This window comes from Paenibacillus suaedae (genome assembly GCF_032337355.1).
GTDB lineage: Bacteria > Bacillota > Bacilli > Paenibacillales > Paenibacillaceae > Paenibacillus_B > Paenibacillus_B suaedae.
On sequence record NZ_JAVYAA010000001.1, the window covers coordinates 1083593 to 1099490 of the forward strand.

Genomic DNA, 15898 nt, shown 5'->3' on the forward strand with positions numbered 1-15898 from the left:
ATTTTGTTATTCTGTACCCTGTTTGTTCATAGGCTTGTTCTTAATGATATGCTCGATCCGAGAGTCTTGGATTTAATTAAGATAGAATACCGCTGTTCACGAGCCGCGCAAGTTGCCTCGGAGACAGTGTCTCACAGTTGAATGGGATCACTTGCAGGCTGAATGACATGTCCATGCACTTCAATTCATGCTCAGGGAGCGCTCTCGGGCCGCAGCTGTTGCTACCAAGACCATTCTGTGCTTTGTCCAGATGAAGAACAATATCGCTTCGAGGCACTAGATCAGCATGATGGGCGGCATTCTCCAAGTCCATGACCGAGTAACGATGGGCGCTAAAGTCAAAGGTGTCCACTCCAGAACTGCTTGTAAAGAATAGTCCTGTGCCTTGAGCGTTCACAAAAGATACCCATCTTGTATCTGTACGATTGCCATTCTCCTGCGGCTTCTCGTATGCGACCATAAGATCATCGACCTTCGCTTCGTACCAGCCAATTGCAGCTGCTTGCTTGCTGTCGACATAGCTTTCGCCTGGACCGCGTCCATACCAGCTGCAGGAATTCAAGCCGGCAGGGATGCCAAGCTCGCAGCCAAAACGAGGGAGAACCTCTGGATGGCATCCTTCAGGCCGTACGTCAATGTGCAGCTGTATGATCCCATTTCCTTGTATGGTCATGATCTGCTCACAGGCCAATCCCCACATGAAGGCAGGTGCTCCTAACCGGAAGCAGGTCGTTACGGTAATCATCCCCTCTGCTGCGCGTGATGAATCGATGGTCACCTGTTTTATCCGTTCCTTCAATTGATGTAGTCGAGCATTCCGCCAATCCGTCCCTAGATAGCGATCATTATCGATAACGGCACGCCATAATTGAAGGCGGGGACTGCCAGTTAGCAAATCTGTATTATGGAAACGCCAAGAGAGAAGGCTTCCGTCTGACCGATTGATCACCATAGTAAAGCTGCTGCCTGTAAGGATGAGGCTAGCTCCTTGGTCATGGATCGAAATGGGCTTCAGCGACATCATGCCTGCAGGGGCAGTATTAATACCGAAGCCGGATGTCAGGCTGCGCTTAGACGATGATATGGTAGAGGAAGCTGCTGTCTCCTGTATGCAATCGGTATGCTGTAGCTGAAGAACCTGCGAAGGCTCAAGCTCAAATTGAGCCCATGCCACTTCATGACCCACAGGAAGCCAGGGGATTGTGCCATAAGTGCCGCTACCCGAACGGAAGGAGAACCGAAGCCACATATGCTGAAATGCCGGTTCAGATATCGTATGGCCGAACGCGGCTCGAATCGCTGTCCGCGCATCCCACCGCCATGCAGCGCGCTCACGTGGAGGTACTTCGGGTACCTCGAATGTCCCTTCGGCAATTAGTTCACCATCGGCAATGATGGAATAGTGACCGCGCAAGCATGATAATGGAAGGAAGTCGTACCGGTTCTCGATGATATATTCTCCTGGTTCGCTGCTGGCATAGACTTTGACAGGCTCGATCGCTTTTTTGTATTCATGCAGAGCGGGCCACGGCTTACGGTCTCCGTCGATGAGTCCATTCAAGCAGAAGTTTCCGTCATGAATAAGCTCGCCGAAGTCACCACCATACGCCATTTCTTGGCGGCCATCCTCTCGCTCACGCCGAATGCCTTGATCGACCCAATCCCAGACGAACGCACCTTGCAGCTTCGGGTAGCGATAGAACATTTCCACGTAGTCCTTAAGCGCTCCCGGTCCGTTGCCCATTGCATGCGCGAATTCACATAAAATATACGGACGATCGTCATCAGACTGGACAACCTTCTCAATGGCTTCGAGTGTTGGGTACATCGTCGAGCGGATGCCGAGTTCAAGCATGTTGCTCCAATCGCCTTCGTAATGAACGGGGCGAGTCGGATCATATTGCTGTGCCCACTCAGCCATGGCTGCATGATTGGGCCCGCAGCCGGATTCATTGCCAAGCGACCACATGATGACGCTCGGCGCATTTTTGTCACGGATTACCATCCGCTGCATTCGCTCCACATAGGCCTGTTTCCACGTCTCATCCTCACTGAGCAGTGACCAACACCCGGCAGCTTGAAATCCATGTGTTTCCAAGTCCGCTTCGTCGATTACGTATAGCCCTGCCTCATCACATAAGGCGTAGAAGTGCGGATCATTCGGGTAGTGTGAGGTCCGAACAGCATTCAAGTTGAACTGCTTCATTAAGCGCACATCTTCGACCATTGTGGCATAGGGAACCGCACGTCCATGATCCGGATGGAATTCATGCCGATTGACGCCCTTGAACATGATGGCCTTCCCGTTTACGAGAAGATTCGTACCGGTAAGCTTCACTTCTCTGAATCCGATTCGCTGCGAGATTACTTGAATGACCTCTTGGTTCTTGTCTCGAAGCTCCAGCACGAGATGATACAAATAAGGGGTCTCCGCTGACCATAGTGTAGGGGCTTCTACGGTAGTGCTTACCCGGATGATTGGCTCTGATTGCTGGCATCGATCACATACCAAGATTGTGTTCGTCGGTGAAATTGGCTGGCGGGCAGCATTCAATAATGTCCATGCAAATGTATGTGACTGCGCAGCCTCCTCGCTGATGCAGAGCTCGACATCAACGTCCAGTTGAGCACGCTCACCATTGTCGAGCAGGTGCGTGCGAACCGTAAAGTCCCACATATGCTCCGTCGGGAAGGCCAGCAAATACACATCGCGGAAAATACCGCTTAACCACCACATATCCTGATCTTCCAGATAGGAGCCGTCGCACCATTGGTATACTTGAACGGTAATTTGATTCATACCTTGCTGAAGCGCGGGACGGATGTCGAATTCAGCAGGAATGCGGCTTCCTTGACTGTAGCCAATATAGTGCCCGTTCACCCATACTCGAAATGCGCTGTCCACACCTTCGAATCGAAGGATGACCCGCTGCTCCATCCAGCTTGGCTCCATCCAAAAAGTCCTGCGGTACGTTCCTGTAGGATTCTCATGGGGAACAAAGGGCGGTTCAACTGGGAACGGATAGAGGATATTCGTATATTCTGGTTTTCCGTAGCCGTGCATTTGCCAATTCGAAGGTACCGGAATCTCGTCCCACTCGGAATCATCGTACTGGGGCATCCAGCACGCTGCCGGTGCTTGCTCGGGACTCGCTGCGTAGCTGAATTTCCAGGTACCGCTCAGCTGCTGGAAATAGGCCGATGCACCGCGCTCGTACGTCAATGCTTCGGAGGCGCTTGCACAAGGAATGAAGTAGGCACGGTCATGGAGGCGTTGTTGATGCAATACAGTAGGTGATTGCAATAATTCATTCAGTGTTAATGAAGCTTGTTCATTGTGCGGATCTACCAGGTTCATTTGTTCTACTGACATTCTCATCTTCCCTTCAAATGCTATAGACTCAATATCACGATATGAATGTAAAAGGCTATTGATTGTATATATGTTAAAATGAAAAAAGACGCTCAATCAATCTAACGATTTTATTTGAAATAACAATATATGAAACTCGAAACAGGTGAAGTCGATGCAGCATTTTCATTTTCCAATGATAAGCGAGCGTGATCGGTCACTGCCACTCGTTGTAACCACGGTAGGAAGCTGGGTAAGCCAACAGGAAATTGTGCGACTGAGCGGATATCCTGATTACCAGTGGCTGCAATGCACGTCCGGCCGCGGCGAGTTCTGGTGGAAGGGGATGAACGAGCCTATCGTTGTTGAGACTGGGCAGGGTGTTATCTTATTTCCCCATATACCGCATGAATATAGGCCAATTGAGGAGCCGTGGGGAATCTATTGGTTTGGATTTCAAGGAAGCTTATCGCAGGAGCTGCTGACTGCGGCTCAATTGTATCAATCGACAAGGATTACTCCAATGAACCCTGAGCTCACGCTAGAGCCAATCAAGAGGGCGATTGCTCTATTGAACCGATCCTCGTTCAATGAGGGACAAGGCACAATGCTGTCAGGACTTGCCTATGAGCTGATTATGGCGTGGACTCAATCCGGATGGGAGACTCTGGTCAGGGAAGGGCGGCACGTGGATAATGATCCGTTAACGCCGTTGTTGGAGTGGATTCAAGAACATGTTCATCAGGAGCTTACACTTCAGCAGATGGCCGACCAGATAGGTGTTACTCCGCAATATGTATGCAAGCTGTTTCGAAGAACACTTGATATGCGGCCGCTTCAATATGTGATACGTCTGCGGATTCGTAAGTCGAAGCAGCTTCTACTCGCTTACCCGAGGCTGTCTGTCCAGCAGGTGGGACAGGAGGTTGGCTTCATGCACACGAGTTATTTCATTCATCGATTCAAGCAGCAAGAGGGAATGACGCCAGTCCAGTTCCGTCTCCTTCATGCGGGGAAACTGATGGGTGATCATCGTGTATTTGATGCTACGGAAGTGAATGGAACATAGATCCGGCAGTAATATCAGATCTTATAGTAGGAATAATACGAATCTCCCAAAAGAGAAGCCCCTTGCTCCGCCACAGTTATTGTGGGGAGCTAAGGGGCTTCATGTGCTATTGGTACGTGGACATGCCCTGTTATTCAATGATGCGCAGTATCTCTTCGACCGGCTTGCGTGGGAGCTTGGCCGGTGTTTCCAGCGGATAGCCGAGTGCAAGCACCATGTTGACCTGGCGGTCTTCTGGAATGTCAAGCAGTGACTTGATTGCATCAGCAGCCAGTAGGACAGGGCCAGTCATTGGACAGGTAGCCAAGCCCTGCGCATGAGCGGCCAGCATCAGATTTTGAATGGCCAAGCAGCTGCTCTTAATGCCCTCTTCTTCCCATACCGCAGTCGGCACCAGTTGAATCGGATCGAAGATGCGCTCACGGAATTTCGAAGTGTAAGGCGTCGCTAAGCATACAATGAGTGCTGGTGCGTCTGAGAAGGCCGTTGCATAGGGCCCGAAGGACTTGAGCAGCATTCTCGCTTCCTTGTTTAATCCTTGCTCTTCCGCTATTTGAGCCTTGGCATGCAGTGCATCCCATGTAAGCTGCTCGATTTGCTTGATCATCGAACGATTCACAACGGCGATGAACTCCCATGTTTGGGAGTTTGTGTCGCTTGGCGCGTAACGCGCACAATCCACAAGCTCTTTAATGTCGTCGACAGACACTGGACGTTCATCGTAGCGACGAACGCTGCGGCGCCCATGAATGACTTCCTTTATTGTCTCATACGTTGTTGTCATATTGGTGACCCTCCACCGAACGAGTAGTATGATTGCTTTAAGACCTTGTATTAAGACCTACTACTATTATACGGTACAGTTGAAAAAATGCAATTAGCTGTGTCTGCTGGACGCTTGGATTGTCGCTGTTTCACTATGACGGGCAATGATAGCCATAGTTATAAAGCCGAGGCAGGCTATAAATGAGAACCCTGCTGCAACCTCATATAGCACATCCTTGCCGAAGGATTGCATTAAGATTCCACCGAAAGTTCCGCTTATGAGCCCTGCGATGCTGGACCAGACGATCGTATACAGTGCAAGCCCTGTTGAACGATATTCGTCAGGAATGACACGGCTTATATAGCGAACGGCAACGAAATAAAAGATCCCGAATGACACGCTGTGCAGCAACTGCGTAGAAACAATCCATGTTGGATCTTGCAGCACTGCAATAAGCAGAAGCCGAATGGTATATGTTAACCCGGAGAATGCTAATAGCGGCAGTTCCTTGAATTTCTCCCCATAGGCATTCAATAAGAAGAAGATTGGAATTTCACTAAGCGCTGAGAGCATCCAAGCCCATCCAACCAAAGATTCATCTGCCCCAATCTGGGACAATGACAATCCGAGGAAGGCTTCATTCAGACGATGCCCGATGGCAAGCAGCAGCACGAACAGGAAGAACAATAGTACTTCTCGCTGCCGCAGGACAACCCACAGTCCGGACAGTTCCATCTTCTTCATCATGGCGCGCTTATCAGTAAGGGGGAAGGCAAGCCCCAGCGACAGCAAGCCAAGCAGAACAATGACCCATATGCTGTACGAAGCGCCTACCGAGCGTAATATGAATCCGAATAAAAGTGCAGATACCGCGAAACCGATCGATCCAAAAACACGAATGCCGATAAAGCTCTTGCCTTGAGCCTGTGCAGTCATAATCGCGAAGCTGTCGTTCAATGGATATATCGGAAAGTAAAAGAAATAAAAGCAAACGAGAAGCAGAGCAACCAACCCGTACGAGGATACTTGAGCAAGTGCCACAGATAATACGATTTGTGCGACCAACAACGTGATGAGCACTTTTTTCAACGTACCGAGTTTATCGCTGGTTACGCCCCAGAATAGGTTGGAAATGATAGAGATGAGCGGTCCAATGGAATAGAGAAGCCCGATCTGGACACTTGTAAACTGCAATGATTTGTAGTAGAGCGGCAAATACGATACAACGACCGAAGAGGTCATAAAGATCATAAATGTAAAGGCGCGCAGCCAATGCGCTTCTGTGTTCCGGGGTGCCGGATACGCCATGCGTGTTCCCTCCATGAAGTAGATGAATGTGTATAAATCGGAGTTGTCAATTGAGCAAGTAAAAATGGAATAATCCCTAGTATAGCATGCTTCCTGTGGATTGGGGCGGTTTCGTCATTTACATCCTCGCAAGCGGCATGGTACATTAACAGCATTAATGATGCATCCTATTTACCGGAGGTGCGGCAGCATGGTGAATGATTGGTTCGAATTCGACGAACGGCTTGGTATTGAAGTGCCCATAGTTGAGGATTCTTGGGATGGAATGAGCTGGGACGAACAAGTGCTCATTATGGACAAGTGGGAACACACTCGCGGCAGAATTCCCGACCGTATTAAAGAGCTGGAACGTACGATTGTTTTGAAGCAGAATGCGCTGAATGAGGAGGAGCAATTTGAGGCTTCCTGCCGGCTGAATAGCGAGATCGCAGAGCTTGCTTCGCAAATTATCGATTTGAATTTGTGGTACCGGGTTCATCAGGACGTAGATGCCAAAAATCACCACTAGTGAATATCGCATGCAATCGTTTGTGCAATTAGTCACTTCGTAATATAATAGGTGTGGTTAAAATGGGTACTCAATAAGTGTGAGTAACATCATCTCGTAGAAGTTGACCTACACAGAGGACGGAGGATTTTCTTGAATCAGGTGAGGCAACGCCGTACGCGAGCTCCGAAAGAGCCGCTCGGACTCATGTACCGCGTATATAAGTATATATTGCCGGGGGTTCGTCAATCGTTGGCAAGCTGGCAGACGCGGGCTGAACGAATTCCGAACGAGGAGCTGCGCAAGCAGGCGCTCGCGAGCATCGCTAGCAAGCAATTTCATTGTGAGGGCGGTGCTGTATACGCTGCGGCTAGGTTAGATGTACGCCATATATTGATCCCGCTCATTGTTGCTTTTCAGACGATCAGTGACTATTTGGACAACCTGTGCGACCGAAGCACCTCGATGGATGCGGAGGATTTCCGCTTGCTCCATCAGGCTATGCTGGATGCGGTCCAACCGGACGAACCGCTCAAAGACTATTATGCGCTCCGTGATGATCAAGAGGACGGGGGCTATTTGCGTGATCTAGTACAGACGTGCAGAGATAGTATTGCTTCGCTGCCGGCGTATGGAATCGCACAGCCGCATATTGTTCGTCTCGTCGGACTGTATACAGACCTTCAGGTGTACAAGCATATTCACCCGGATTCCCGGGAGCAGGCGCTGCTGGATTGGTGGAGTCTGCATGAATCGGCTTATACGGAGCTGGGCTGGAATGAATTCGCTGCGGCGACCGGCTCCACACTAGGTGTGTTCCAGTTATTTTTGGCTGCGGCGGACGAGAGTCTGACGCAAGCAGATGCAGACCGCATTCTAGAGGCATATTTTCCATATGTATGTGGACTGCATATTATGTTAGATTATTTAATTGACCAAGAAGAAGATCGTGCCGGCGGAGACTTGAATTTCTGCAATTATTACGACGATCAGAGCTTGGTCGTGAACCGGATTGGCCACTTTGCAGACCTTGCAACGGTGCGAGTTAGCTCACTGCCGGATGGACGATTTCATCGTATGATTATAGAAGGGCTGCTAGCTCTATATTTATCAGATCCGAAAGTAAGGGAACAGGCCGCGGTTCAACAAGTATCCAAGCGTCTCATGAAGAATAGTCCGCTTATGCGATTATTTTTCTGGTTGAACAGTCTTTGGATACGTAAACATATGTATTGAGGATTATGAGGGAGGAAACGAATCATGTCTGCTGTAAAAAAGATTGCCGTATTGACAAGCGGCGGAGACTCACAAGGTATGAACGCTGCAATCCGATCAGTAGTGCGTGCAGCTATATTCAATGGAATTGAGGTTTATGGAGTTCAGCGCGGCTATCAAGGGTTATTGAACGAAGATATTCGCCCAATGGATATTCGCAGTGTAGGTGACATCATTCAACGTGGCGGAACGATTCTGCAATCCGCTCGCTGCCAAGAGTTCAGAACTCCAGAAGGCCAGCAAAAGGGTGCAGACATTTTGCGCAAGCACGGCATCGATGGCTTGATTGTTATCGGTGGCGACGGTTCCTATCAAGGTGCGAACAAGTTGAGCAAGCTTGGCATCAAGACAATGGGTCTGCCAGGAACAATTGATAATGATATTTCCTTTACAGATTATACAATTGGCTTCGACACAGCTGTCAGCATCGTAGTTGACGCAGTAAACAAGCTTCGCGATACGATGAGCTCCCACGAGCGTTCTTCCGTCGTAGAAGTGATGGGTCGCCATTGTGGAGATATAGCGCTGTATGCAGGTCTTGCTAGTGGTGCGGAATCGATTCTTGTACCTGAGGTTGACCATAACATCGATGAAGTTGCAGGTCGTATGCGTGAGAACTTCGAATGCGGCAAGCGCCACAGCATCGTTATCGTCGCGGAAGGTGTTGGACGCGGTGAAGATGTCGCGAACGCCATCATTGAACGCTGCCCAACTGTTGAGCCGCGCGTTACGGTTCTCGGTCATATTCAGCGCGGTGGTTCCCCAACAGCGTTCGACCGTATCTTGGCAAGCCGTCTAGGCGACTTCGCAGTTCGCCAGCTGATAGAAGGCGAATCCGGCAAGGCTTGCGGTATGATTAAGGGGGAGCTGGTCGCAACCGACATCGATCTTGTTGTGAACACGAAGAAGGAATTCAATATGGAGCTGTACGAATTGGCTTCACGTCTATGTCAATAAGACGCTGCTGGTTCACGCAGCTTTGGATAAGCCCGGCAAAGCCGCATCATGCGGTTGGCCGGGTTTTTTTGTATATTTGCAAGATGTGCGGAGGAGGGATAAATGATTTCAATTGATGTGACATCTTGACGCATGATTCCGGTTTTATGTATGATGTGCGATAGGGAAGGGGATGGAAAAATGTACATATATCGGTTGGAAGCGTCCTCGACGCAAGGAACGTTCGTATGTGTGCTGACAGCTGATACAGAAGAACAAGCATTTCTGCAAGCAGAAGCACATTTCGAGCGGGAGATCCCGGGTGTTACTTGGGAGGGCTTGACTTTGCTAGAGAAGAAACGCTGCGTGAATGGCAGCGGATATATCATCCCCGTTCGAGATTAATAGACGTAATAGACGCTTGTCAGCCGAATGATGATGGAAGGGGAGTGCGATCATGCGCATCGTATGTATTTCTGGCAGCAATCGTAAAGAAGCAACAAGCACGAAGCTTGTTCGTTATCTAGCAGCAAGTATTCAGGAGAAAGGCCATGAGGCGCAAGTCATTGATCTCAATGAACTGCAGCTTCCTCTCTACTGCCCAGACGATGCAGAACAGCATACGAATGTAAAGCTGTTAAGAGAGTCGGTTCTCGCAGCTGATGCCATTGTGTTGGCTACACCTGAGTATCACGGGAGTATATCCGGCGTACTGAAGAACGCGCTCGATTATTTGAGCTTTGACTATTTCAACAATAAGGTCGTTTTGTCGGTCAGCTCTGCTGGTGGTGCGGTTGGTATCAGTTCATTGACGCATTTACAGACAATCGTTCGCAATGTGCACGGAATTAACTGTCCAGAATGGATTTCCATCGGCGGCGATGCAAGACAATTCACAGCAGAAGGGCAGCCTGTTCAGGAGCAAGTGATTCAACGAGTTCAGAAGACGTTGAACTATTTCTTGAATCTGTCTGCGAGCACTCGTGAGCTTGCATAAGCAATTGATGTAGTATGAAGTACCAGCACCTCAGGCAGGCACAAGGATACGCTTGTGCAGGGAGGCACGTGAGGGTGTCAAAGTATACCCCGCCCCACTGCTTCCCGATAAGGTGTTCGTGTTTGTGTGAACGCTACAATAACTCCCAGCATAACCCGCCCTCGGTTACCGATTATCATTTCTTCTACTCCATCTGGATACAATCTAGTCTTTCATCTCAATAAGCTTAATCTGCTTTTATATTTTCACATTTGTGTCAAGTTTGATTGGTCTATTACGTAGTAATAGATATACATCAGTTGGGATGGCAACAAGAGGGACAAGCCCTAACAATCAGAGAAGCGGGGGATGCCTTTGGTGTGATGCGAGAAACATTGGTCAAACTTGCGCGTCTATAACATGCCAGCGTGGCAACAAATACGAATGATGAGAAGGAGACGCGTATATGAGAGTAAAGACAAGTTTCTTTTCCGTTAGCGCCATACTTTTAGTTGTAGTGTTTGTATTGATTGGTTGTTCAGGTTCACCTTCAAAGGGTGAGGGTTGGGTTAGCACTAATTTCTCGCAGCAAGAAGCAGATAATTTGCAAAAACAGGTGGATGAAGGCCATAAGCCTGGACTAACAGACTGGCAGCAAGTATCAAGAGAGTATCTCAATACACAAGAAGGCCTCGTTGTTAATGAAGACATTGATGTGAAGCTTATTGTAGATGAGAAAGCCAAGAAAGTTGTCCAATACACACTCAAAGACGGGAGAAGCATTCAGCTAGAGCTCATCCAACCGAGTAAAGAAGGTCCTTCTGGCATATTTGTCGTAAGCCGGTATCGTTTTGCGAGTAATGAATAAGCACGGATTACATGCCATGAAATATGGAGGCGAAGCTTATGTTAAAAAGGAATATGACCATCATGTTGCTTTTTACTCTCATTTTGTCTCTCTTTGCTTCGACGGGATCTGCTTATGGAAATGCAACTGATGAACAATCGAACCCACTGCTGGACAGCAAGGAAGTATTGAATTATTTATTTTGGACCAAGGACGACAAGCTGAAGGCGGATGTAGCTTCACTTCAGTCGGCTCTGGGATTGTCCGATCAGCAAATGACACAACTAAAGGATATGGGGCTCAAAGAACGTAATTCAGCCAGAGCACTGCAGCTGCAGGCGCAGTCGCTAACGGTGGACAGCTATAACGCGAAGGCAGACACCTTATTTCAAGTACGGAATGCTGCCTTACAGAGTCTGCTCCAAGATAAGCACATTGCCTTCGAAGAATGGGTGACGAAGTGGTGGGCAGACGAGAAAGAATATAGAAATACATGGTTGAAGACAAAATACGGTGCAAATGCTGACGTACCGCGAATCTCTGGAATTTTTGCAACTCAATATGATCCAGATATAAGCGGCTCCTATGAGGTCGCACTGCCTGATAAATATATTAAATTTGCGAATAAAGGCTGGATTAGTAATATCCCAGTCCAATTGCGAGGGACGTATGGCAATCCGAAGTATGTAGTCAATGTTTATAATCCAAATACGGTTAAGTTTGCCCTTGGTGTAGAAGTGAAGGATGTTGGCCCTTGGAATGTCGATGATAATTACTGGGATACTGCCAACGGAAGCAATCCTAGGCGATTCGGCTCTGGATTAGCATTGGGTACTCCTGCTTCAACAGCTGCCTATTATAACAATTGGAACAATGGCAAGGATTCACAGGGTCGCAAGGTGCTCAATCCTGCCGGGATCGATTTGTCGCCAGGCGTTGCTGCAACGTTAGGTCTTGCCACAAACGAAAATGCTTGGGTCGACGTAAGATATGAATATTTGCCTTAAGAAACGAGAGGAAGAGTCATGATTACAAGTAACAGATAACATATACGTTGGGGAGCCATTATTCTGCCTGCAGGATTTTGGCTCTTTTTGTTGTGGAGAGTGATATCGAATGTTCGTAATAAGGGAGTGAATCAACTTAACATCAGTGTGGAAACAACTTGTTTACTTAGCGATTAGAGGGTAATAGATAGAATGTTGTCATACATGGATTAAACCTAATTTTGTTATATATTATACCAAAAAAAATTTTCAAGAAAAGAGTTGACTTTAGTATAAAATGGAATTATTCTGAACTTGCAAGTGGGAAACAAACCAAATTATGGAGGTGAATCAAATGGCATTTTCAGTTGAAAAAGAAGGCGAAGAAGGCGGATCCAAGACAATCAACATTTTCTGTTAAGCACTCATCCCCAACGATTACAAAATAGGCTCCAGCCTATTTTGTAATCGTTTACATTTATTTGAACCAAGGATATCCTACTGAATCGCTTGCACTAATGAGCAGGACAGTTATCCATATAGTAATAACAACAACAATGCTGAGCGAGAACATATTTCTCAATTTGGTAGGTATTTTAAATAGCTGCGGAGGGATTCAATTGGTATTAAGAGGAGATATAACGATCCAGGACAGCAGCACGCTCAAGGCATCTCGTTTCAATGTTCGTGTCGCAGACGGTGAATATTTGCGTCTATATAATTCATATACCGGGAAAATAAGTAAGTTCACTGGTGGAGAGGCAGAGATTGTTGATGAGCTGTTGAAAGTCAGGGACCTCGAGGCAGTAGAGTCGCAAGATGAGATCCGCAGTGGGTTAATTCAACATTTACAAAATAAAGGTTTCTTAGTTAAGAATCGAGTGAATGAATTTCAGCTGGCAACTGCGCAAAAGTACAATATGTTAGCTGAGAACCGTATGCTTCAGTTAATAATACTGCCAAATGAGGATTGCAACTTCCGTTGTACTTACTGTTATGAAGACTTTCTGAAGTCCGAAATGAAGGAATCAGTGCAACAAGGAATATTGAACTTTTTGGAGAGAAACGTAAAAAATTATAGCCGGCTGCTCATTAGCTGGTTTGGCGGGGAGCCGCTCAAATCATTCGATGTCATAAAGCGTATGTCTGCTCCAATTAAGGAGATTTGCGCCAAATACAACGTGCAATATCACGCCAATATCACAACGAATGGCTATTTGCTTAATAGTGAGACTTTCGAGGAACTGCTAGAGATGAATGTGAGAAGCTTTCAAATCACATTGGATGGGACTGCGGAAACGCATGACAGTTATCGAGTTGGCCGATTTGGAGAGAAGACATTTGATACGATCTTCTCGAATTTATTGAAGATGAAGCAAAGCGATAAACCATTCCATGTTGTACTGCGTTCCAATATCAATCAAGAAGTGTCGACTGTGATGGATAACTATATTTCGTTAGTCAGCAGTGCATTTGTTGACGATCCCCGTTTCATGCTGCATTTCGTGCCGATACAGAATTTGAAAGGGGAACAGACAGCTGACATCCATTTATGCGATACGAAAATGCTGTTTCCGTTCTATGAGAAAGCGAAAGAAGAAGGATTTAATTTCGATTTCTACAAGCAATATTTGCGTCCAGGAGGTTCTGAATGCTATGCCTCCAGTCCATCCTCATGTGTAATCGGGTCTGACGGGATGATCTACAAATGCACAGTTGCGTTCAATAATCCAATGAATCATGTAGGCGATATTCTTGAAAATGGGGATATGGTCATTGATCAAGAGAAATGGAGCTTGTGGGTTACAGGCGGAGTCAATGAGGATGCTTCTTGCACCAAATGCTTCTTCAGACCATCATGCCAGGGGAATGCATGCCCGCTCGAACGAATTGAGACTGGCGCAACACCGTGTCCTCCAGTCAAGAAGAGTATTAAGAAGTACATTACACTAGTAAATGAGGATTATGCTTATGAGCCGAGCGTATAACAAAATCTTAATAGGGATTACAGGTACAATTGGCGCCTTGAACGTACATAACTATATTTTCGCGCTTAAAGGCCGCTTTCAGTGTCAATTGGATATTGTCGTTACCGATAATGCCAAGCAGTTCGTGTCTACGCTTGCACTAGCCAATTTGTGCGATCATGTCTATGATGATCTATTTACGACAAATCTCAAAGCTCCGCATGTCAACGCTGTTCAGGATGCCGACATCTTCCTCATACTTCCCGCATCTGCAGACTTCTTGGCCAAGATGGCGCACGGGATGGCAGACGATCTGTTAAGCTGCTGCGTATTGAACTATACGAACCCGATATACATCGCCCCGAATATGAATAACACCATGTGGAATCAGCCGAGCGTGCAGCGGAACGTGGAAATTCTCAAGACGGATGGACATCTGTTCGTTAATGTACAGGCAGAGGGATATAAAGCTTCAAGCGGAACCTATACCGGTTCAGATGCCGCTCTTCCGCAACCGGAAGAGTTGATTCAGTTGATCTTGCATGAAGAATCCAGAATGAATGAGCCTGCCTATGAATACAACAACTAATCTCCGTAGCAACAGGAACTACATGCTGCTGCTGACCGCCGCAATTCTAGTCAGTCCTGGGTATTATATTTACATTGTTGCTGTCGAATGGCTGACAGTGACCTTATTTGACTCGCGCAGTTATTTGGGTTTGATCCTTTTCTCCTCTTCCGGTGCGAGACTGCTGTTCATGATATACGGCGGAGTAATCGCAGATCGCGTCAATCGAAAGATCATTATCCTCTCATCGCAATGGATGAAGGTGCTCTCAATCGGGGTACTGCTGACGATGTACTGGCTGGATATGATCACCCCGTTATTCCTTATCATCGTCTCCTTCTTGTTCGGTGTGCTGGATGCATTTGCTGGCCCGGCCTATGACTCTGTTATTACGTCAATCATTGATAAAAAGGCTTACCAGAGAGGCAACGCGCTGCTTCGTATGGCTAATCAGTACAGTTTAATCATAGGTCCCTTAATCAGCAGCACGTTTATTATTACAATAGGCTTTTCCGGTGTCTTTCTATTCAGTCTTATTTCTATCATTATTTCGACTACGCTTATATCCTTTATTCGGATTCAATCGCATGATTCCAGCACACCAAGAAAATCAAAGTGGAGGGAATTGACTTCCTCCTTCGAATATATTCGTACACATCGCGCATTACCCACGTTAATGGCAATTGGATTCATCATGAATTTTTTTGTGACTGGTCCAATGGGGGTAATGCTTCCGATTTTGGCTAAGGATATTTTCAAGGGGAACGCAGTTGTGTTAGCCCTGTTAGAGGTCTCGCTGGGAGTCGGATTTATATTGGGATCCGTTATTGTATCGCTGCGAAAGTCTTTCGCAAGACCGGGAATTGTTATTTTATGCTCGTTGTTTCTAATCGTTATTGCTTACACGTCACTCGGATATGTGCATCATTTAGTCGTGTCTATGCTTGTATTGTTCACGATTGGAGTGTTGATTCAGGTTATGAATATCCCATTGTTCACTTACATTCATTCAAGTACTCCCCATCATATGATAGGGAAAGTAATGAGTATCTTCATATCGATTGTAACCGGATTAACACCGCTTTCTTACGCATTCGTTGCCTATTTGCTGCATGCTGGGATAGGTATCCAGCTTGTTGTGCGTATTTTTGGGATATTTTTGTTAGTCATTGTATTTGGTGCGATGACGCGGCCGGCATTGCGTCAATTAAGCTATACAGATTCGGAGACAAGCAAAGAGCAGGAACATGTGCAACAGCAGACCTTGTCCAATTAGTCAAAAAGAGAGATGAAGGATTAGACCCGTCCTTGCTGGACGGGTTAATACTTTGTGATTACATGGAAATGAACGCTTTAAAGAT

At 47.0% G+C, this 15898-nt stretch carries 14 protein-coding genes; 11 read left to right on the forward strand and 3 right to left on the reverse strand.

The annotated features are described in order from the left end of the window. Positions 1-76 precede the first annotated feature (76 nt). Positions 77-3373: a glycoside hydrolase family 2 TIM barrel-domain containing protein gene (locus tag RQP50_RS04825; protein ID WP_315743641.1), complete on the reverse strand. Its 3297-nt coding sequence runs from the start codon at positions 3371-3373 to the stop codon at positions 77-79. A 154-nt stretch (positions 3374-3527) separates the two neighbouring features. On the opposite strand from RQP50_RS04825, the gene RQP50_RS04830 reads away from it, so the two are divergent. Further along, positions 3528-4421, forward strand: coding sequence for a helix-turn-helix transcriptional regulator (locus RQP50_RS04830; RefSeq protein WP_072729767.1), 894 nt, complete (start codon positions 3528-3530; stop codon positions 4419-4421). A gap of 130 nt (positions 4422-4551) precedes the next feature. Here RQP50_RS04830 and RQP50_RS04835 read toward each other — a convergent pair whose 3' ends face one another. Together RQP50_RS04835 and RQP50_RS04840 are read right to left on the reverse strand one after the other, a co-directional pair. Continuing rightward, a complete protein-coding gene (locus tag RQP50_RS04835) occupies positions 4552-5205 on the reverse strand; it encodes a nitroreductase family protein (RefSeq protein WP_021253246.1) in 654 nt (217 codons plus the stop codon). 93 nt (positions 5206-5298) lie between these two features. Beyond that, entirely contained in the window at positions 5299-6495 is a 1197-nt protein-coding gene (locus RQP50_RS04840) for an MFS transporter (RefSeq protein WP_315743644.1), read from the reverse strand. A 190-nt stretch (positions 6496-6685) separates the two neighbouring features. On the opposite strand from RQP50_RS04840, the gene RQP50_RS04845 reads away from it, so the two are divergent. The 10 genes from RQP50_RS04845 to RQP50_RS04890 all read left to right on the forward strand — a co-directional run bounded on the left by RQP50_RS04845 (position 6686) and on the right by RQP50_RS04890 (position 15813). Beyond that, positions 6686-7003, forward strand: a complete 318-nt coding sequence (locus RQP50_RS04845) for a hypothetical protein (protein WP_021253244.1) — start codon at positions 6686-6688, stop codon at positions 7001-7003. A gap of 132 nt (positions 7004-7135) precedes the next feature. Continuing rightward, on the forward strand, positions 7136-8218 hold the full coding sequence (locus tag RQP50_RS04850; protein WP_021253243.1) for a tetraprenyl-beta-curcumene synthase family protein: 1083 nt from the start codon (positions 7136-7138) through the stop codon (positions 8216-8218). 24 nt (positions 8219-8242) lie between these two features. After that, entirely contained in the window at positions 8243-9214 is a 972-nt protein-coding gene (gene pfkA / locus RQP50_RS04855) for a 6-phosphofructokinase (RefSeq protein WP_028533856.1), read from the forward strand. Positions 9215-9394: 180 nt separating this feature from the next. Continuing rightward, complete coding sequence (locus RQP50_RS04860) at positions 9395-9598, forward strand: DUF3906 family protein (RefSeq protein ID WP_044354322.1); 204 nt, start codon at positions 9395-9397, stop codon at positions 9596-9598. A gap of 52 nt (positions 9599-9650) precedes the next feature. Continuing rightward, positions 9651-10190 carry an NADPH-dependent FMN reductase gene (locus tag RQP50_RS04865; protein WP_072729765.1) on the forward strand — a complete coding sequence of 180 codons (540 nt, stop codon included), beginning with the start codon at positions 9651-9653 and terminating at the stop codon, positions 10188-10190. A gap of 445 nt (positions 10191-10635) precedes the next feature. Next, the gene (locus RQP50_RS04870; RefSeq protein WP_065293990.1) at positions 10636-11037 is read left to right on the forward strand and encodes a hypothetical protein; all 402 of its coding nucleotides are present in this window, start codon (positions 10636-10638) and stop codon (positions 11035-11037) included. Between the two features lie 38 nt (positions 11038-11075). Next, on the forward strand, positions 11076-12023 hold the full coding sequence (locus tag RQP50_RS04875) for a hypothetical protein (RefSeq protein ID WP_072729763.1): 948 nt from the start codon (positions 11076-11078) through the stop codon (positions 12021-12023). 599 nt (positions 12024-12622) lie between these two features. Then, positions 12623-13990 (forward strand): radical SAM/SPASM domain-containing protein, encoded by a 1368-nt coding sequence (locus RQP50_RS04880; RefSeq protein ID WP_072729762.1) that lies wholly within the window; start codon positions 12623-12625, stop codon positions 13988-13990. Then, positions 13974-14558 carry a flavoprotein gene (locus RQP50_RS04885; RefSeq protein WP_021253236.1) on the forward strand — a complete coding sequence of 195 codons (585 nt, stop codon included), beginning with the start codon at positions 13974-13976 and terminating at the stop codon, positions 14556-14558. Before RQP50_RS04880 ends, RQP50_RS04885 begins: the two co-directional genes overlap by 17 nt. Next, entirely contained in the window at positions 14542-15813 is a 1272-nt protein-coding gene (locus tag RQP50_RS04890) for an MFS transporter (protein WP_315743658.1), read from the forward strand. The genes RQP50_RS04885 and RQP50_RS04890 overlap by 17 nt, the downstream gene beginning before the upstream one ends. Positions 15814-15898 lie beyond the last annotated feature (85 nt).

Bases quoted from the DNA above. Each gene is read 5' to 3' on its own strand.
- RQP50_RS04890 (WP_315743658.1), top strand. From the start codon at position 14,542: ATGAATACAACAACTAATCTCCGTAGCAACAGGAACTACATGCTGCTG.
- RQP50_RS04865 (WP_072729765.1), top strand. From the start codon at position 9,651: ATGCGCATCGTATGTATTTCTGGCAGCAATCGTAAAGAAGCAACAAGC.
- RQP50_RS04870 (WP_065293990.1), top strand. From the start codon at position 10,636: ATGAGAGTAAAGACAAGTTTCTTTTCCGTTAGCGCCATACTTTTAGTT.
- RQP50_RS04885 (WP_021253236.1), top strand. From the start codon at position 13,974: ATGAGCCGAGCGTATAACAAAATCTTAATAGGGATTACAGGTACAATT.
- RQP50_RS04835 (WP_021253246.1), bottom strand. From the start codon at position 5,205: ATGACAACAACGTATGAGACAATAAAGGAAGTCATTCATGGGCGCCGC.
- RQP50_RS04840 (WP_315743644.1), bottom strand. From the start codon at position 6,495: ATGGCGTATCCGGCACCCCGGAACACAGAAGCGCATTGGCTGCGCGCC.
- RQP50_RS04875 (WP_072729763.1), top strand. From the start codon at position 11,076: ATGTTAAAAAGGAATATGACCATCATGTTGCTTTTTACTCTCATTTTG.
- pfkA (WP_028533856.1), top strand. From the start codon at position 8,243: ATGTCTGCTGTAAAAAAGATTGCCGTATTGACAAGCGGCGGAGACTCA.
- RQP50_RS04860 (WP_044354322.1), top strand. From the start codon at position 9,395: ATGTACATATATCGGTTGGAAGCGTCCTCGACGCAAGGAACGTTCGTA.
- RQP50_RS04845 (WP_021253244.1), top strand. From the start codon at position 6,686: ATGGTGAATGATTGGTTCGAATTCGACGAACGGCTTGGTATTGAAGTG.
- RQP50_RS04825 (WP_315743641.1), bottom strand. From the start codon at position 3,373: ATGTCAGTAGAACAAATGAACCTGGTAGATCCGCACAATGAACAAGCT.
- RQP50_RS04830 (WP_072729767.1), top strand. From the start codon at position 3,528: ATGCAGCATTTTCATTTTCCAATGATAAGCGAGCGTGATCGGTCACTG.